This is a genomic window from Kitasatospora sp. NPDC053057 (genome assembly GCF_044546945.1).
Taxonomy (GTDB): Bacteria; Actinomycetota; Actinomycetes; order Streptomycetales; family Streptomycetaceae; genus Kitasatospora.
Genome location: NZ_JBITZP010000022.1, coordinates 89,312 through 105,378, shown reverse-complemented (window position 1 = coordinate 105,378; position 16,067 = coordinate 89,312). Strand labels below are relative to the sequence as shown.

The following is a 16,067-nucleotide window of genomic DNA, read 5'->3' as shown; positions in this document are numbered from 1 at the left end:
GTACACATGGCAACCCTTGAAATCCGCGACCTGCACGTCTCCGTCGAGGCCGAGAACGGCCCGCGCGAGATCCTGAAGGGCGTCGATCTGACCGTGAAGCAGGGCGAGACCCACGCCATCATGGGTCCGAACGGCTCCGGCAAGTCCACCCTGGCCTACTCGCTGGCCGGCCACCCCAAGTACACCGTGACCGGCGGCTCGGTGCTGCTGGACGGCGAGGACGTCCTGGAGATGTCCGTCGACGAGCGGGCCAAGGCCGGTGTCTTCCTGGCCATGCAGTACCCCGTCGAGGTCCCGGGCGTCTCGGTCAGCAACTTCCTGCGCACCGCCGCCACCGCCGTCCGCGGCGAGGCCCCCAAGCTGCGGCTGTGGGTGAAGGAGGTCAAGGAGGCGATGGCCGCCCTGCAGATGGACCCGGCCTTCGCCGAGCGCAACGTCAACGAGGGCTTCTCCGGCGGTGAGAAGAAGCGCCACGAGATCCTCCAGCTGGAGCTGCTCAAGCCGAAGATCGCGATCCTCGACGAGACCGACTCCGGCCTGGACGTCGACGCGCTGCGGATCGTCTCCGAGGGCATCAACCGGGTCCGCTCGACCGGCGAGGTCGGCACCCTGCTGGTCACCCACTACACCCGCATCCTGCGGTACATCAAGCCCGACTACGTCCACGTGTTCGCGGGCGGCCGCATCGTCGAGTCCGGCGGCGCCGAGCTCGCCGACAAGCTGGAGAACGAGGGCTACGAGGCGTATGTGAAGGGCGGCGCATCCGAGTGACGCATTCGCTGACCGGTCTGCTCGACACCGACGCGATCCGCAAGGACTTCCCGGTCCTGCAGCGCGTGCTGCACGAGGAGAAGCCGCTGGTCTACCTGGACAACGCGGCCACCTCGCAGAAGCCGCGCCAGGTGCTGGAGGCCCTGAACGCGTACTACGAGCGGCACAACGCCAACGTCCACCGCGGCGTGCACGTGCTCGCCGAGGAGGCCACGGCGATGTACGAGGGCGCCCGCGACAAGGTCGCGGCCTTCGTCAACGCGCCGAGCCGCAACGAGGTGATCTTCACCAAGAACGCCTCCGAGTCGCTCAACCTCGTTGCCAACATGCTTGGTTGGGCCGACGAGCCGTACCGGGTGGACGCCGACTCCGAGATCGTGATCACGGAGATGGAGCACCACTCCAACATCGTCCCGTGGCAGCTGCTCTCGCAGCGCACCGGTGCGAAGCTCAAGTGGTTCGGGCTGACCGACGAGGGCCGGCTCGACCTGTCGAACATCGACGAGCTGATCACCGAGAAGACCAAGGTGGTCTCCTTCACCCTGGTCTCCAACCTGCTCGGCACGATCAACCCGGTCGAGACGATCGTCCGCAAGGCCCAGTCGGTCGGCGCGCTGGTCGTCATCGACGCCTCGCAGGCCGCGCCGCACATGGTGCTGGACGTGCAGGCGCTGGAGGCCGACTTCGTCGCCTTCACCGGCCACAAGATGCTGGCCCCGACCGGCATCGGCGTGCTCTGGGGCCGCCAGGAGCTGCTGGAGGACCTCCCGCCGTTCCTCGGCGGCGGCGAGATGATCGAGACCGTCACCATGGGCTCGTCCACCTACGCCCCGGCGCCGCACAAGTTCGAGGCCGGCACCCCGCCGATCGCCCAGGCGGTCGGGCTGGGCGCGGCCATCGACTACCTGTCGGCGATCGGCATGGAGAAGATCGCCGCGCACGAGCACGCGATCACCGAGTACGCGGTGGAGCGCCTGCTGGAGGTCCCGGACCTGCGGATCATCGGCCCGCGCACGGCCGTGGACCGCGGCGCCGCGATCTCCTTCACCCTCGGCGACATCCACCCGCACGACGTGGGTCAGGTGCTGGACGAGCAGGGCATCGCCGTGCGCGTCGGGCACCACTGCGCGCGGCCGGTCTGCCTGCGGTACGGAATTCCGGCGACCACGCGAGCGTCGTTCTACCTGTACTCGACGCCGGGCGAGGTCGACGCGCTGATCGACGGCCTGCACCACGTCCGGAACTTCTTCGGCTGACGGGACGCGCAGGACATGAAGCTCGACTCGATGTACCAGGACATCATCCTGGACCACTACCGCAACCCGCACGGCAAGGGGCTGCGGGACGGCGACGCCGAGGTGCACCACGTCAACCCGACGTGCGGCGACGAGATCACCCTGCGGGTGAAGCTCGACGGCGCGAAGGTCGCCGACGTCTCCTACGAGTCCCAGGGCTGTTCGATCAGCCAGGCCAGCGCCTCGGTGCTGAACGACCTGGTGGTCGGCAAGACCGTCGGCGAGGCGCAGGCCGTCCAGGAGGCCTTCCTGGAGCTGATGCAGAGCAAGGGCCAGGGCGAGGGCGACGAGGAGGTGCTGGAGGACGCGGTCGCGTTCGCCGGCGTCTCCAAGTACCCCGCCCGGGTCAAGTGCGCCCTGCTCAGCTGGATGGCCTGGAAGGACGCCACCGCCCAGGCGCTCGCCCAGAACCCCGCAGTGAACGACTGAATCCGCGAAGGAGGACAAGACCATGACTGACGCAACCCCCTCCGCCGCGGAGGAGCAGCCGAACGGCGGCATCGTCGGCACCACCGCCGGCACCGTCTCGGTCGAGGACCTGACCGAGGCCCTGATGGACGTCGTCGACCCCGAACTGGGCATCGACGTCGTCAACCTGGGCCTGATCTACGGCATCCACATCGACGAGACCGATGTGGCCACCATCGACATGACGCTCACCTCGGCGGCCTGCCCGCTGACCGATGTCATCGAGGACCAGGCCAAGACCGCCACCGACGGCCTGGTCCAGGACCTGCGGATCAACTGGGTCTGGATGCCGCCGTGGGGCCCGGACAAGATCACCGACGACGGCCGCGAGCAGCTCCGGGCGCTGGGCTTCAACGTCTGAGGTCTGTCGATCGTCAACCTGCTGCCGCGCAAACCCATGGGTTTGCGCGGCAGTGGTGTATCCGCGCCCCGGGCCTCGCCGCGTGCCGCTGGTGGGGCAGGACGATATACCTGCCGGAAGCGAGAGGCCCCGTCCTGCCGGAGCCCCTTCGGACCCGTGGGAGAGCGTGTCTCAGGCGGCGATGTTTGCAGGCCGACTGCCGGCCAGTGCGGAGCGCAGGGCGGTTCGGACTCGGGCGGCACCTGTGGCTGCCACGTCCGCCCCCTTGCCGACCGTGAGGGTTCGGGTTGTCAGGCCGGCGCACGGGCGGCAGATGCCCGGTTGGGGCACGGGGTCGTGGCACTTGGCACACTCGGCGTACCGGGCCGGTGGCCGTGCAGCGGGCCGGGCGGGCGGCATCTTGCGCTCCAGACGGTAGCGGAGCACGGCGGCCGCCGAGTGCATCGGGGCGGGCAGGCCCGGCAGCAGGGCGTGGGCGAGGTCGGCGTGGGTCGCGCCGCGCTGCAGCCACTGTGCGACGAGGGGCGCGAGTTCGGCGGCTTCGGCCTCGCCCAGGTGCAGTCGGGGCTCGGGGCGGATCACCCGGAACAGGGTTGCCACTGCCTCGCGGATCTCGGGTGGCACCTCCCGTCCTCCCGGGTCGCTTTCGTCGGCCGGGCTCGTGGGGAGGGAGGGTTCTTGGCGCCGGTTCTTTGCAACAGGGCTGCCAGCACTGCCGGTTGCCGCTTCACCGGGCGCCGGACGGGTGGCACCCGGCGTCGTGAGCTGCGGGGTGTCGTAGACGTGGTTCTCGGTGATGATCGTGCCGTCGGGCAGGCGGATCGTCTCGATCCGGTAGTAGCCGGCCTCGGTCAGCTCCTTCAGGGCCTTGCGGATCGCGCCTCGGCCCTGGGGGCTGGTGTCGGCCATGTGCCGGCCGTCCTCGCGCCAGCCGTCGGGGCGGGAGAGGAGGTCCGCGAGCAGGCCTCGGGCGGTGTAGCTCAACCGCCGGTACTGGAGCAGGGCGTTGGGCAGCACGGTGAAATTGCGCACGTGGGCGCTACGATGGACGCGCATCGGGAGTGTCAGCTCCTGTTGCCGGACCCCGGAGCGTTGGCGCGCTGCCGGGGTCACCTGTTTTTGGTTGGATTACGGAACGTACCACGGCACTTGACGCAGTGTGAGACGTTCGCGACATTCAGTGCGCGACCAGTGCGGGCCAACCCGGTTGGGCCGCCCCCAAGACCCGAGCCCGCCGCGTCCATCACGGCCCGCTCGCGTCAGCAGGCCAAGGTCAGGCGGCTTCGGCCCGACCCACTGCTGCTGCACTCGGCTGCGCGAGCCAGACCAGCCGTGCGGTGATCCCCGGTCGCCCGGCGAAATGGCGCAAGGCCCGATCGGGAGACGTGAGGGTCATTCGTGCCCGCCCGTCGATGCTGATCACGTGCGCTCGCCCGCTGTGGTCGGCGACCCCCCAGGCCACGACCCACCCGTCGACGTCCGGGAGGCCCTCACCCCAAACCTGGACGACGGCGAACAGGCGGGGTGCGGTGTCGAGCACGAGCCCGCACAGCTCCTGTTCGAAGGTCGGGCCGGTCGGCAGCCGAGGCGTGACCGGACGGGGGCTTTGCGGCGGCGCAGCAGCCATGGAAGTCTCCTACGTGAATGGCGATCGGACGCGGCGCTGCCACCAGAACGGGCAGCGGAACAGCTCGCACGGGTCGGTGTCAGATCAGCGAGGCCAGGACGCCGCGTGGCCAGTGGCCGAGCCAGAACGCGGCGGTGGACGGTTGGGGCTGGTCCTCGGTGGAGCCGTCGTGGGGCAGCAGCTCGGTGGGCGCGATGTAGCCCTCGCCGGGGTCGATCCGCAGCCGGAAGACATGCAGGGGCAGCCCGAGGGCGGCGTAGGCCCGCAGGTCGTCGGTGTGCGGATAGCGGTCCTCGGGGTCGGCGTGGAGATCGCGGCAGACGGCGCGGATGTCGAGGCCACCGAGCAGGAGGTAGCGGCTTCCGGGACCGAGGTTGAAGCACAGGCGTCGGCGACCGGTGTGCTTGGCCTGGTAGCGGAGCCTGTCCCAATTGTCGATGTGCAGGCCGATGCGGCAGCCGTCCTGGTCATTGGGAGTGGTGGTGAGGGCCTTGGCCGGGCTCCTGGCTTGGCCGAGGTGGACGGCGTCCGGGTCGCCGAGTTGGTCGGCGAGGGCGGCAAGGGTGGCCGGCGGCGGGCCGTCGGGCAGCTTCACCAGTTCCACGAGCGTGCTGTCGGCGCTCCGCTCGGTCGGGCGGAGTTCTGCCGCCAGCACGGCGGTGAGGGGCTGCCAGGGGCCGGCCGGGAGGACAGCCTCGTCCTCGTAGTCGGGCTCGCCGCGAGCGGTGCGGACGCCGGTGCTGTCACACCTGGCGATGAGGGCGGCGGGATCGGTGTGGGCGATGGCGAGAGTCACGCGGATTCCTCCCGGGCTGGGTTTACCGGTCGTCGAGGTTGTCGGCGAAGGTCACGTCCAGCTCGGCGACCAGGGCTTCGGCGAGTTCGGTCTGCTGGGGGCGGTCGATGAGGACCTTGCCGAGGTTGGCGACGCCCCGCAGCGTGGTGAGGTTGTTGCCCCGCAGGTCGAGGCCCTGGTACTTGCCCCGGCCGAACTCGGTCAGCCGCAGGTTGCAGGCGTCGAGGACCGCGCCGCCGAGGTCGCAACCAGTGAACGACGCCTCGGTGAGCGCGCACTTGGAGAAGACGACCGCGCCGGTGGCGCGGATCTGCTCGAAGGTCGCGTAGTCGAGCTTGCAGTTGTCGAAGAGGACGTTGTCCAGGGTTCCGCCGATGAGCCCGGCGCCCATGATCTTGCAGTTACGGAAGACGACCCGGGAGAGCTTACTGTCGGTGATGCGGGCGGCGGCGAGGTCGCAGGTGTCGAACTCGACGGATTCGAGGCGGACTTGATCGAGCTGCATGCGGCTGACCCGTAGGTTGGAGACGCGGCCGGTGACGAGGCGGGTCTCGGCGAGGTCCAGGTCCCGCAGGTCGGCGTCACCGTACTGGAAGTCTTGGACGATGCCCCGGGCGGAGTCGAGGGTGGCGACGTTGGACAGGTACAGGCCGGGTTCGTCCAGGTGGGGCAGGGTCACGGTGGCACGGCCGAAGGTGATGCTGTCCATGAGGGGCTCCGCTCTCTCGAGGGTTGGGCCGGGCCCGCACCGCTGGTGCGGGCCCGGGGTGGTTCGGGGTTGGCGCTACTTGCCCTAGTTCTTGTTCGACCAGTTGTCCCAGGTGGGCCGGTTGTCGAACTTCGGCCCGTTGTTGTCCCAGGTGGGCCGGTTGTCGAACGGCCCGGCGGTGGGGTCGGTCACGGTGACGACGCCGGTGAGATCGGCGACGACGGCGGTGTTGCTGGCGGCCAGCAGTTCGAGCAGGCTCATGCGGCTTTCTCCTCTTGGACGGTATCGGACAAGGCGGTGACCAGGGCCTGTCGGGACACACGGCAGTAGTTCGTCTCCGTGGTGTCCAGGCGGCCGTTCTCGAAGTAGCGATTGCCGGCCTGGGCCCCTCGGCAGAAGTCGAAGACGTCACAGGTGGTCTCGCACGCGTCCAGCCCGGTCAGGAACTCACGTACGTAGCGCAGGCGGTGGGCGCGGTCCAGCATCGAGCCGATGCTCTGCTCCAGGACGTTCCCGGCCCGGAAGTCGTCGTAGGCCGGGTCGGTGGTCCCGGCGAGTTCGGGCGAAAGCAGGACGACTTCGCCGTTGGAGGCGATGGTCGGGATCGGGTCGATCAACATGCGATCCCAGGTGGCCCGGTGTCCGTCGCGGACATCCCGCAGGTAGCCGCCGAGTCGGTCGATCTCGCGGATGGTCAGGTCGCGGTTGCAACGTGACCAGGCGATGGTGCGGCGCCAGAACTCGCGGGCCTGCTCGGCGGTGGGAAGCGTCCGGTCGGTGTTGACGCCTTCCCTTTCCTCCATGTTCAGACCCACCGTGTGGCAGCCGAGGTCGGCCACGAAGTCGAGCAGGCCCTCGGGGTCGCCGATGCTCTCGGCGGTGACGATCGCGATCGCCGAGAACCGTACGTCGTACTCGCGCAGGCACCCAATGCCCTTCATGATCCGGTCGAAGGCCGGACGTCCGGTCCAGTCCACGCGCCGACGGTTGAGGGCGGAAGGGCCGTCGATGCTCACCCCGACGCGGAACCCGTACGCGGTGAGGAAGTCGCACCAGGCCTGTGTGATCAGTACGGCGTTGGTCTGCACCGAGTGCTCGACCAACCCGGCCTGCCGCAACGGCTCGAACGGGGCCAGCAGCTCCGCGAGTCGCGTGCGGCCGACGGCCAGCGGCTCGCCGGCGTGCCAGACCACCTCTACCGGCTCCAGTGACGCGGTATCGGCGAACTCGGCGACGGAGCGGGTCACCGCCTCGGCGATCGCGACCGACATCGGTGCCCGCCGCTTGCGGTCGGGCAGGTAGCAGTAGGTGCAGTCCAGGTTGCAGAGAGAGTCAGCTTGGACAACGACCGTCCTCGGACGACGGGCAATGCGGCGCCGATATCGGGCCGGGGAGTGCATCATGCTGCTCCTCCAAGGGCGGAGACTGGGCCAGCGCAGGGCGGTTCACGGGGCGGGATCCTGCACCGGGGCCGCCCGGGGCGGGCGGCGTGCAATCAGTGAACGATGGTCACAGGCCGTACGGCGAGGCAAAGTTGCTGGCACTCTGGTCCCATTCCGACCGGAAAACTTGACCGTTCCATCACCTGGCTCCATGCGCAGAACGTGACAACGCGACTACGTTGACCTCATGCTGGCCAATGTCCCGCTCCGCCTCCGGATGTCCGAACGCCGCATGACCAAGGCCGAGTTGGCACGCGAAGTAAACACAGAGATCAGGACCCTCACGGGGAAGCTCGGCTCCGTGTCAGAGCGCACGGTGCACAACTGGCTGACCGGCGCGACCCGGTGGCCGCCGGTGAAGATCCGCCTCGCACTCAGGGCAGTATTCGCATGTACGCCCGAAGACCTGGGCTTCGTCCCGACCGGACGGGCCCGCACCACACCGGAGGACGACGTGAGGCGACGCGACTTCATAGCGGCGGCCGGAGGCGCGGCCGTGACCGTGCTCACGAGCTCCCCGGCCGTGGCATCGAGTGGCCGGATCGGCGTCGGTGACGTGCGGAGACTGCAGGCCCGCTTCGCCGAGGTCATCGTCAGCGACCACCGCCACGGCGGTCGGCTCAGTATCGAGACCAGGGCGACCGCGCTCGCCGAGGAAGCCCTGGACTTGCAGAAGAACGGCACCGCGACCCAGCGGGTCCGGGCCCAGTTGTACGAGTGCGCGGCATCGTTCATGTCCTCGGCGATGTGGGCCGCGATCGACGGCCGTCGCTTCGACGCAGCCCTCGAACACCACCAGAAGGCTGCCACCCTCGCGGCGATGTCCGGCGACTCCGGCATCCAGTTCCGCATCTGGTCCCACGCGGGTAGCCTGTACCGGCACCTCGGGCAGGCAGGCGACGCGCTCGCCGCCAATGAGGTCGCCCGCAGCCTACCGATCGCCCGACGCGACCCGCTGTTCGCCTCTCTCGGACACGCCCGCCACGCGGCGATCCACGGCCTGACCGGGGACTCCAATGCAGTCCGCCGGTCCATCGGGCACGCACAGGACGCCCTCAACCGAGCCGACCTCGACGTCTCCCGACCGGTGTGGATCACCGCCTTCTACGACCAGTCCGAACTCGACTCCCTCGCCCTCGCCGCCCACCTCGCGGCCGGGAACTGGGAGGACGCGGAAGCACACGCGCACCGCAGCATCGCCCAGCGGCGCGACACCATGCAGAGGTCCCGAGCGATCACCACCGTCCGGCTTGCCCGCGCCCAGCTCGGGCAGGGCGATCTCGAGCCCGCGGTCGCCACCGCCATGTCCGTCCCGGCCGAGGACTTCGCGCACCCCCGCGTCACCCGGATGCTGGCCGCCTTCGGTACCTCGCTGCACGAGCTGGCCGGCGGCAGTGGCCCGGACCGCACCTGGTCGGCATACGCCCACAACAGCTGGAGGACCACCGCGTGACCGTCGAACTCCGCCACCACACCACCCTTCCCCCCGAGGCCCGGCAGGACCTGCTGGACGTGTACGCCGATGTGCGGGCCCCTCTGCTGCACTTGCCGAACTACCGCGTCGACGTGTTCGCCGAACGCCTCGACCGGCATGCCACCGAGCCCGGCTTCGGGCTCGTCCTCGGCTACGACGGCGAGGTACCGGTCGGCTACGCCTACGGCAACACGATCGAGACGAGCGACCGGTACTGGAAGCGCATGACCGAGCCCCTTCCGGACGGCTACACCGAGGCCCCGGCTCTGGCCATCAAGGAAATCGGCGTCCGGACCCGCTGGCGCGGCACGGGAGCCGCCCGCCGGATCCACGACGACCTGCTGAGCCGCCGCGTTGAGGGCCGTGTCACCCTCCTGGTCAACCCGCTCGCCGGGGACGGCAAAGTCCAACGGCTCTACGAGACTTGGGGCTACCAGGCGTTCAACACGCAACAGCCCACTCCGGATTCGCCCCGGTTGACCGCGATGATCCGCCCGATCCACTGAGCCTGGGTCGGCGACGCCTGGTAGTACCCGCCGATGTTGCCGTGCTCGCCGCGTGTGGCCGTCCACAGCGTCAGGGGACGGGCCATTTGGTCAACCAGCTGCCGCGCAAACCAAGTGCTTCCTGGGCAAGTACCTGGCCGGCGAGGCAACCAACAGCGACGCCGTCGAGAACGTCGACGTGATACGGGCTCCTCGAAACTCGGTGGCCCGCTTCATCGACGTCGATACGATCTTCCCACCCGTCCTGGCCGCCCTGGAGGAGCAGACGTGACACAGCAGACTGCGGAGGAACGCCCGGGTATTGCCGCCGCGATCGTGGTCCACGAAGGCCGCGTCCTGATGGTCCGGCGGCGGGTCAGCGAGGGCCAGCTCTCCTGGCAGTTTCCGGCCGGTGAGATCGAGGCCGGCGACTCGCCCGAGGAAGCGGCCGTCCGCGAGACTGCGGAGGAGACCGGCCTGGGAGTGGCCGCCGTCAAGCTCCTGGGCGAGCGGGTGCATCCGAAGACTGGTCGGCTGATGTCGTACACGGCCTGCGAGATCGTCAGCGGCACCGCCGAGGTGGTCGACACGGACGAGCTGGACGCCCTCGCGTGGGTGGCACTCGCCGAGATACCCGAGTACGTGCCGTACGGGCTCTTCGAGCCGGTGCAGGCGTACTTGGATATCGCGCTCACTGCCTGACCCGATAGCTCTACGGGCGGCCACCACTGGGGGCTGCCCGTAGAGCTAGCCGTCACACCGGCGTCGCCGCAGCCGTTTGATTTCGAGATCAGCACCGAGAGGTGGAAGTCCTGGCCGGGGCGGCACGCGGCCAGGCCCGGGGCGGGTACCCGTCGGCAGGCGGGTGGGGGGTGGATGGTGGGGAACGGCGGTAGAACTGCTCAACGAAGCAGATGATGCGCGGGTGTTCACCCGGCGGCGGGCGAAGCGGGGTAGGCAGGGGCCGCTCGATGGCTGCCGCGAGGATCGAGGACCGGAGCACGGTGCGCGACTTCCTGGCCGAGGCCGGACCGGGCCGCACAGCGAGCTCGGCGACGTCCAGATCGTCCTTGACCAAGGGCCGACGGGGGCAAGTTCAGGCGAAGGACGGCGACAGAAGGATGACTCAGGAGTCGAACGGCTCGATCTCGCCCGCGAAGACGATGACCTGGTCGATGAGGTTTCGTCGCAGATGGACGACATCCGTTCCCGTCAGGCGGGGGCCTCCATCAGGCGTGGTGAAGGTCCACTGGTACCGGGCCCATTCGTCAGGCATGTCCACCGCTGAGCAGCGCACCATCGTGCCGGTCCCCGCCGGGTGGCGTCGGATGTCCAGCACGAACCGCTCGACCGCCCCGATTCCTTCGCTGCGACCCAACGGCCCCCAGAAGACCACGTCTGAGGTCAGGGCCTGGGAGAGCAGGGGAGTCACATAGCTGTCGTCCGAGGCGTTGAACGCGGAGATGAACGTGTCGATCGCGGAGCGTGCGGTCTCTTCCTGCATGCCCCAGTAATACCAGGAGTTCGGGCGCGCTCGTCCCACGAGCCGCCTTCCGATCACGGTGAAACTTCCCGGCCACAGCACTGGTCACCGCCTCCGCCAAGGGCGAGCAGCGTCGTGCCCGACCCGAGGGCCTGGGCGCAGCTACCAGGGGGCAGTCAGCGCCACGCGCCGCCTGGCTGGGCGGCACGCGGCAGAGGGCGCTCATCTCGGAGCCCCGGCGGTCCGGGTTCATCGCGGCGACGGCGGTGGTGAACAGGGAGGGGAAGGCGACGCCCTGGCAGGCGCCGCCGAGGACCCTGCCGATGAAGAGCAGCGCCGGGGTGCCGGCCGTGCTCGCTGCGTGTGGCCGTCCACAGCGTCAGGGGACGGGCCATTTCGTCAATCTGCTGCCGCGCAAACCTCTCCTTCGGGGGAAAGGTTCGTGCGGCAGTGGTATATCCGCGAGCGGGCGGCCAGGCTGGAGCCGCGACCTCGGAGGGAGCGAAGTCATGTCGGTGATTGCGTTTGCGCAGTTGCTTCTGCCTGACTCGCCGTACGCCATGTGGGTTCGGGGAGAGCTTGAGGAGTACCTCCGGCTCCCGGACGACGGCACGCGGGTTGAGGTGATCGGAGGGGAGATCGTCGTGTCACCGGCGCCGGTAGTTACGCATGCGGTATTCCTCTCGCACATCGAGCGGCGGTTCACCTTCGCCCTGGGGGCGGATCCAGACTTCCCGTGGAGGGTGCTTCAATCGATCGATCTGGATTTGGTGGAAATCGGAGACGGTTACATTCCGGACCTTGTCATCGTGGATACCGAGGTGGAGGAGCGCGCGCTGAGCGGGAACGTAGCTCGTCTCTACCCGCACGACGTTGCCATGGTGGTCGAGGTGACCTCCCCGTCGAACGCGCGGTACGACAGGCGCCCGATGTTCGGCCGGCAGGTCAAACCCACCAAGTGGAATGGCTACGCACGGACGGGCGTGCCGTACTACCTGCTGGTGGACCGTGATCCGCGGCAGCCCGGTGTCACGCTGTTCGGCGAGCCGAAGAAGGCCGAGGGGGTGTGCGAGGTGCTCGGGGAATGGAAGTTCGGCGAAACCGTTCGCCTGCCGAAGCCCTTTGACATCGAGGTTCCCACCGAAAAATGGAAGCCTTGGGAGTAGACGGAAGACGCCGCTGCCCGGGACTTCTTCGGAAGTCCCGGGCAGCGGCGTTCGTCGTACGGGGTCAGGCCTGTTTGGGCTTGCGGGCGACGGCGACTGCCAGGGCGGCGCAGAGGACGGCCGCGACGGTGGCGAAGCCGCTGACGGCGGGGAGGAGGCCGTAGGCCTGGACCAGGGCGCCGACGGCGATGATGGGGAGGGAACTGCCGAGGTAGACGATGATCCACAGGGAGCTCATCTCGGAGCCCCGGCGTTCCGGGTTCATCGCGGCAACCGCGCTGGTGAACAGGGAACGGAACGCGACGCCCTGGCAGATGCCACCGAGGACGCTGCCGATGAACAGCAGCGCGGGGGTGCCGGTGTACCCGGCGGCGACGACCAGGCCGAGGCCGCCCGCCAGGCCGGTCATGCCGAGGGCGATGACCAGGCGGTCGGCGGTCGGCGGGACGATCAGCTGGGCGGCGGCCGAGGAGCCGAGCAGCAGGGCGGCCACGATCGCGCCGGTCAGGTGCGAGGGGGTGTGGAGCAGCTTGGCGGAGAAGGCCGGGGCGAGGGCCAGGTAGACGCCGAAGACCCCGTAGGAGATGAAACCGGCACCTGCGGCGAGCAGGAACTCGCGGCGGCCGGCCCGCGGCAGTCGCAGGCGCTGCGGGCGCAGGTGGGCCGGGGTGGTGATGCGCGGCGGGGACGCGGGCGGGCGGTTGCGGCCGGGCATCCGGGGGTGGACGACGGCCAGCGGTATGCACAGCGCGACCAGGGCGATGGCGTGCAGCAGGAAGGGCGTCAGCAGCGGGTCGGAGCCGCCGGACAGCAGCGCGCCGACGATCGGGCCGAGTGCGACGCCGCCCGCGGAACACGCCAGGGTGAGCTTGGCGGCAAGCGTCGGGTGGTCCGGCAGCAGGTCGCCGAGGGCGGCGCCGGCGGCGCCGGTGGACAGGCCGACGGCGATGCCCTGGACGGCGCGGCCGAGCGCCAGCTGCCAGAAGCTGCCGGAGGTGGCGAACACGACGTCGCCGGCGGCGGCCAGCGCCACGGCGGGCAGGATGAGTGCGCGACGGCCGAGGTGGTCGGACCAGTGGCCGACGATGGCCAGCACCGGGACCAGCGCGAACACGTAGATCGTGAAGAGGATCGTGGTGTCGAGCGGGCCGAGTCCGAGGCGCTGCTGCAGGAGCGGGTAGATCGGCGTCGCCAGGTTGGCGCCGATCAGCATGAACAGCAGGGCGGCGGCGACCAGGCCGACGCGGACTCCGCGCAGCGCGTTCCAGCGGCTGATCGCGGCGAGCTGGAGCTGGGCGCGTGGCGCGAGCTCCAGGGGGAGCAGGGCCTCCGACAGTCGGCGTCCGTCGAGCTGCGCGGTGCGCAGGCCGGAGCCGGCGGGGGAGAGGTCCGCCATGTGAGGGGTCTCCTGTGGCAGGGCACCACCGGGGTCGGCGGGGTGTGCCGGCGCGCCCGTCCTGAGGCGCTGTGGTGGTGGCCGCGGTGCGGGGCTCCCTGGTGGAGCGGATGAGCTGAGAGAAGAGGGCTTCGTTGCCCGGTGGGCGCGCGGGGTTGTGCGCGGTACCACTGCGAAGGATAAAGGGTGGGCGCACGGAAGCGGCGCGCGCCCCTGTGTACGCCCCCTGCGGCCGGGCATCGGGGGTGCCCGGCCTATACGCTGAGGTGGTAGATCGGGTACGCGGAGCTGTTCGAGCTGACCGCTGGCTGAGGGAGAGCGCACAACGATGGCCGGACGACGTCGGAAGAACGGTGGGGCTTCGGCGGGGGAGGGCGCGGCCGAGGCCGTGCTGCCCGCCGACATGGAGCTTCAGGACCTCTACGGGGCGTTCGCCGCGCACGGCCTGGACGACGAGGACCTGGACGACGCCGCGGTCCTGGTGCCGCCGGTGAAGCTGCCCGCCGAGCAGGAGCTGGCCGAGCAGGCGAAGGCCGTGCCGATGTTCGGCTACGCGCTGGCGCTGGCTCGCTGGGCGGCCCCGCACCGGGTGGTGGACGAGTTCGGCGACCTGGTCGAGGAGGACCGGGCGCCCGCCGCCCGGCTGCTGGGGCTGGCCCCCGCCGAGGGCGAGGTGCCGGAGGAGGCCGAGGTCGAGGCGCTGCGCGCCTGGTCGCTGGCCTGCGACCTGGACCTGGTGGAGCTGGGCACGACCAAGGACGGCGAGCACGTCGCGGTGCCGGGGCCAGACCTGGAGCCCGCCGAGCAGGGGGACCCGGAGACCGTCCTGGAGCTGTGGCTGACCGCGGCCGGGATCGTTCGGGAGCTGGCGGTGGAGGCGGACTCGCTGCCGGAGGAGGAAGAGGAGGAGGCCGAGGAGGCCGCTCCGGAGGGCGGTGGCGACGAGGACGAGGACGGCCTGAACGAGGTCGAGGAGGCCCGGGACGCCGCCGCCGAGCTGCTCGACGAGGCGCTGCAGGTGCTGTACGAGACCACCGCCTTCGCCGACCCGGGCAACGAGACCGTGCCGCTCGGCGTGCTGGCCGCGCTGCTGGTGGTGCCGGAGGGCGAGGAGCCGAGCGAGGAGCTGCTCGGCGACATCACCGATGTGATGGTCGCCCTGGACCCGATGCTGGGCGACCTCGCCGAGCTGGGCCTGCTGGACTACCGTCCGATCGACCCGGAGCTGTTCGACGAGGAGGAGGGCGAGGAGCCCGCCGTCGTCGGCGAGGAGGCTCTGGACGAGGAGGAGTCGGCCCGCTTCGGGCTGGTCCGGCTCACCCCGCTCGGCCAGTACGGCATCCGGCAGTGGCTGCTGGAGGACGGCTACGACGCGCCGCTGGTCGGCGAGCTGGCCCAGGGGGACGCGGCCGAGCTGCTGCGCGGGGTGTGCGAGTCGGCCAACGTGCTGCCGGAGGAGGAGCTGCGGGTCTGGGTGGCCGGCCGGGAGCCGGTGCCGGCGGCGCGCGAGCTGCTGGCGGCGGCGCGCGGCGACGACGCGTACGGGCCGCTGCGCCGGATGCTGTGCTTCTCGGCGCTGAACCTGCTGGGGGCGGACGCCGAGCCCGCCGTCCGGGAGGTGCTGGACGACCGGGAGCTGGGCGGCTCGGCCAGGGCCTGGCTGTCCGCGCTGGGCGCGACGGACGTGCCGGTGCCGGACCGGGCGATGGCGCTGTGGACGGTGGTCGACACCTTCGCCGCCCAGCTGCTGGACAGCGGCGGCGATGCCGCGCTGCTGCGCGAGCTGATCACCGACCTGCCGGTGAAGGGCGATCCGGCCGCGTGGTTCGGTGAGCTGTGGCGGGTCGACCACCCGTACACGGCGGACGTCCTGGAGGCGATCGGCGAGCTGCACACGGACCGGGCGCTGGCCAAGGAGGCGCGCAAGGCGGCCTTCAAGGCACGGTCCAAGGGCTGAGCCGCTGGGCCGAGGGCTGAGCCACTGGTCCGAGGGCTGAGCCGCCGGTCCAAGGGCTGAGCCCTACGGGAGGTCCAGCGAGCCGTCCTCGGTGAAGGGGAAGAACGGGTTGTGGGCCAGCTCCCACAGGTGCCCGTCCGGGTCCTCGAAGTAGCCGGAGTAGCCGCCCCAACTGGTCGGGACCGGCGGCTTGACCACCACGGCGCCGGCCTCGACCGCCGTCCGCAGCGCGGCGTCCACCAGCGCGGGGGACTCCAGGTTCACCGCGAGGGTGACGCCGCGGAAGGACGGCTCGCCGGTGGCGGGCACGCCCGCGTCGGCGGCCAGCTCCTCGCTGGGGAAGAGGCCGAGCACCGAGTCGGCGGTGCGGAACCAGACGATCTCCGGGCTGGAGGCGGAGGAGCGCTTCCAGCCGAGGTCCTCGTAGAAGCGGGCGCTGCGGTCGAGGTCGGAGACGCCGAGGGTGACGATGCTGATCCGGGCGGGGAAGGTGGCCTGGGCTGCGCTGTTCTGTGCTGTCATGCCGCCAGCGTAGGGAGGGCGGCTGACATCCGGCCCGACTGACACGGCCACCGCGCCCGTCCGGCAGTCGAGCTGATGACCCGGCAGCTCCGGCCACGTAAGGTGGCGTCAGCGG

18 protein-coding genes and 1 pseudogene are annotated in these 16,067 nt (G+C 70.3%); 10 read left to right on the top strand and 9 right to left on the bottom strand.

What is annotated here, in order from left to right:
• Nucleotides 1-6 precede the first annotated feature (6 nt).
• The 4 genes from sufC to ACIG5E_RS23485 are packed head-to-tail and all read left to right on the top strand — an operon-like array spanning nucleotide 7 to nucleotide 2,895.
• Nucleotides 7-771 carry a Fe-S cluster assembly ATPase SufC gene (gene sufC / locus ACIG5E_RS23500; protein ID WP_030290237.1) on the top strand — a complete coding sequence of 255 codons (765 nt, stop codon included), beginning with the start codon at nucleotides 7-9 and terminating at the stop codon, nucleotides 769-771.
• Nucleotides 768-2,027: a cysteine desulfurase gene (locus tag ACIG5E_RS23495; protein ID WP_396536253.1), complete on the top strand. Its 1,260-nt coding sequence runs from the start codon at nucleotides 768-770 to the stop codon at nucleotides 2,025-2,027. Before sufC ends, ACIG5E_RS23495 begins: the two co-directional genes overlap by 4 nt.
• Before the next feature lie 15 nt (nucleotides 2,028-2,042).
• Complete coding sequence (sufU, locus tag ACIG5E_RS23490) at nucleotides 2,043-2,495, top strand: Fe-S cluster assembly sulfur transfer protein SufU (RefSeq protein ID WP_033354873.1); 453 nt, start codon at nucleotides 2,043-2,045, stop codon at nucleotides 2,493-2,495.
• A 22-nt stretch (nucleotides 2,496-2,517) separates the two neighbouring features.
• Nucleotides 2,518-2,895: a metal-sulfur cluster assembly factor gene (locus tag ACIG5E_RS23485; RefSeq protein ID WP_396536251.1), complete on the top strand. Its 378-nt coding sequence runs from the start codon at nucleotides 2,518-2,520 to the stop codon at nucleotides 2,893-2,895.
• 171 nt (nucleotides 2,896-3,066) lie between these two features.
• Here ACIG5E_RS23485 and ACIG5E_RS23480 read toward each other — a convergent pair whose 3' ends face one another.
• The 6 genes from ACIG5E_RS23480 to amcB form a co-directional block, all read right to left on the bottom strand.
• Entirely contained in the window at nucleotides 3,067-3,951 is an 885-nt protein-coding gene (locus ACIG5E_RS23480; RefSeq protein WP_396536249.1) for a hypothetical protein, read from the bottom strand.
• 217 nt (nucleotides 3,952-4,168) lie between these two features.
• Entirely contained in the window at nucleotides 4,169-4,522 is a 354-nt protein-coding gene (locus tag ACIG5E_RS23475) for a hypothetical protein (RefSeq protein ID WP_396536247.1), read from the bottom strand.
• A gap of 79 nt (nucleotides 4,523-4,601) precedes the next feature.
• Nucleotides 4,602-5,318, bottom strand: coding sequence for a hypothetical protein (locus ACIG5E_RS23470; RefSeq protein WP_396536245.1), 717 nt, complete (start codon nucleotides 5,316-5,318; stop codon nucleotides 4,602-4,604).
• A gap of 22 nt (nucleotides 5,319-5,340) precedes the next feature.
• A complete protein-coding gene (locus tag ACIG5E_RS23465; RefSeq protein WP_396536244.1) occupies nucleotides 5,341-6,027 on the bottom strand; it encodes a pentapeptide repeat-containing protein in 687 nt (228 codons plus the stop codon).
• A gap of 84 nt (nucleotides 6,028-6,111) precedes the next feature.
• Nucleotides 6,112-6,288: a multiple cyclophane-containing RiPP AmcA gene (amcA, locus tag ACIG5E_RS23460; RefSeq protein ID WP_396536242.1), complete on the bottom strand. Its 177-nt coding sequence runs from the start codon at nucleotides 6,286-6,288 to the stop codon at nucleotides 6,112-6,114.
• Nucleotides 6,285-7,427 (bottom strand): cyclophane-forming radical SAM peptide maturase AmcB, encoded by a 1,143-nt coding sequence (gene amcB / locus ACIG5E_RS23455; protein ID WP_396536328.1) that lies wholly within the window; start codon nucleotides 7,425-7,427, stop codon nucleotides 6,285-6,287. The genes amcA and amcB overlap by 4 nt, the downstream gene beginning before the upstream one ends.
• 343 nt (nucleotides 7,428-7,770) lie before the next feature.
• Here amcB and ACIG5E_RS23450 point away from each other — a divergent pair, with 343 nt between their 5' ends.
• From ACIG5E_RS23450 to ACIG5E_RS23435, 4 genes and pseudogenes are all read left to right on the top strand, one after another.
• Nucleotides 7,771-8,922: an XRE family transcriptional regulator gene (locus tag ACIG5E_RS23450; RefSeq protein ID WP_396536240.1), complete on the top strand. Its 1,152-nt coding sequence runs from the start codon at nucleotides 7,771-7,773 to the stop codon at nucleotides 8,920-8,922.
• A complete protein-coding gene (locus ACIG5E_RS23445; protein WP_396536238.1) occupies nucleotides 8,919-9,449 on the top strand; it encodes a GNAT family N-acetyltransferase in 531 nt (176 codons plus the stop codon). The genes ACIG5E_RS23450 and ACIG5E_RS23445 overlap by 4 nt, the downstream gene beginning before the upstream one ends.
• A 118-nt stretch (nucleotides 9,450-9,567) precedes the next feature.
• Nucleotides 9,568-9,720, top strand: a pseudogene (locus tag ACIG5E_RS23440) (NUDIX hydrolase); the annotation flags it as partial.
• Nucleotides 9,717-10,130 carry an NUDIX hydrolase gene (locus ACIG5E_RS23435; protein ID WP_396536236.1) on the top strand — a complete coding sequence of 138 codons (414 nt, stop codon included), beginning with the start codon at nucleotides 9,717-9,719 and terminating at the stop codon, nucleotides 10,128-10,130. The pseudogene ACIG5E_RS23440 and the gene ACIG5E_RS23435, both read left to right, overlap by 4 nt.
• 424 nt (nucleotides 10,131-10,554) lie before the next feature.
• Here ACIG5E_RS23435 and ACIG5E_RS23430 read toward each other — a convergent pair whose 3' ends face one another.
• Complete coding sequence (locus ACIG5E_RS23430) at nucleotides 10,555-10,932, bottom strand: nuclear transport factor 2 family protein (RefSeq protein ID WP_396536234.1); 378 nt, start codon at nucleotides 10,930-10,932, stop codon at nucleotides 10,555-10,557.
• Between the two features lie 488 nt (nucleotides 10,933-11,420).
• Between ACIG5E_RS23430 and ACIG5E_RS23425 the strand changes: the two genes are divergently transcribed.
• Nucleotides 11,421-12,077 (top strand): Uma2 family endonuclease, encoded by a 657-nt coding sequence (locus tag ACIG5E_RS23425; protein ID WP_396536232.1) that lies wholly within the window; start codon nucleotides 11,421-11,423, stop codon nucleotides 12,075-12,077.
• A 64-nt stretch (nucleotides 12,078-12,141) separates the two neighbouring features.
• On the opposite strand, the gene ACIG5E_RS23420 is transcribed toward ACIG5E_RS23425, so the two are convergent.
• Nucleotides 12,142-13,473, bottom strand: a complete 1,332-nt coding sequence (locus ACIG5E_RS23420) for an MFS transporter (protein WP_396536230.1) — start codon at nucleotides 13,471-13,473, stop codon at nucleotides 12,142-12,144.
• Nucleotides 13,474-13,801: 328 nt separating this feature from the next.
• Here ACIG5E_RS23420 and ACIG5E_RS23415 point away from each other — a divergent pair, with 328 nt between their 5' ends.
• A complete protein-coding gene (locus ACIG5E_RS23415) occupies nucleotides 13,802-15,430 on the top strand; it encodes a hypothetical protein (protein WP_396536228.1) in 1,629 nt (542 codons plus the stop codon).
• Between the two features lie 63 nt (nucleotides 15,431-15,493).
• On the opposite strand, the gene ACIG5E_RS23410 is transcribed toward ACIG5E_RS23415, so the two are convergent.
• Complete coding sequence (locus ACIG5E_RS23410; RefSeq protein WP_396536226.1) at nucleotides 15,494-15,952, bottom strand: VOC family protein; 459 nt, start codon at nucleotides 15,950-15,952, stop codon at nucleotides 15,494-15,496.
• Nucleotides 15,953-16,067: the final 115 nt, after the last annotated feature.

Excerpts from the sequence above, each read along its gene's own strand:
- ACIG5E_RS23475 (WP_396536247.1), bottom strand. The coding sequence starts at position 4,522 with ATGGCTGCTGCGCCGCCGCAAAGCCCCCGTCCGGTCACGCCTCGGCTG.
- amcA (WP_396536242.1), bottom strand. The coding sequence starts at position 6,288 with ATGAGCCTGCTCGAACTGCTGGCCGCCAGCAACACCGCCGTCGTCGCC.
- sufU (WP_033354873.1), top strand. The coding sequence starts at position 2,043 with ATGAAGCTCGACTCGATGTACCAGGACATCATCCTGGACCACTACCGC.
- ACIG5E_RS23410 (WP_396536226.1), bottom strand. The coding sequence starts at position 15,952 with ATGACAGCACAGAACAGCGCAGCCCAGGCCACCTTCCCCGCCCGGATC.
- ACIG5E_RS23485 (WP_396536251.1), top strand. The coding sequence starts at position 2,518 with ATGACTGACGCAACCCCCTCCGCCGCGGAGGAGCAGCCGAACGGCGGC.
- ACIG5E_RS23430 (WP_396536234.1), bottom strand. The coding sequence starts at position 10,932 with ATGCAGGAAGAGACCGCACGCTCCGCGATCGACACGTTCATCTCCGCG.
- ACIG5E_RS23480 (WP_396536249.1), bottom strand. The coding sequence starts at position 3,951 with ATGCGCGTCCATCGTAGCGCCCACGTGCGCAATTTCACCGTGCTGCCC.
- ACIG5E_RS23465 (WP_396536244.1), bottom strand. The coding sequence starts at position 6,027 with ATGGACAGCATCACCTTCGGCCGTGCCACCGTGACCCTGCCCCACCTG.
- sufC (WP_030290237.1), top strand. The coding sequence starts at position 7 with ATGGCAACCCTTGAAATCCGCGACCTGCACGTCTCCGTCGAGGCCGAG.
- ACIG5E_RS23425 (WP_396536232.1), top strand. The coding sequence starts at position 11,421 with ATGTCGGTGATTGCGTTTGCGCAGTTGCTTCTGCCTGACTCGCCGTAC.
- ACIG5E_RS23420 (WP_396536230.1), bottom strand. The coding sequence starts at position 13,473 with ATGGCGGACCTCTCCCCCGCCGGCTCCGGCCTGCGCACCGCGCAGCTC.
- amcB (WP_396536328.1), bottom strand. The coding sequence starts at position 7,427 with ATGCACTCCCCGGCCCGATATCGGCGCCGCATTGCCCGTCGTCCGAGG.
- ACIG5E_RS23415 (WP_396536228.1), top strand. The coding sequence starts at position 13,802 with ATGGCCGGACGACGTCGGAAGAACGGTGGGGCTTCGGCGGGGGAGGGC.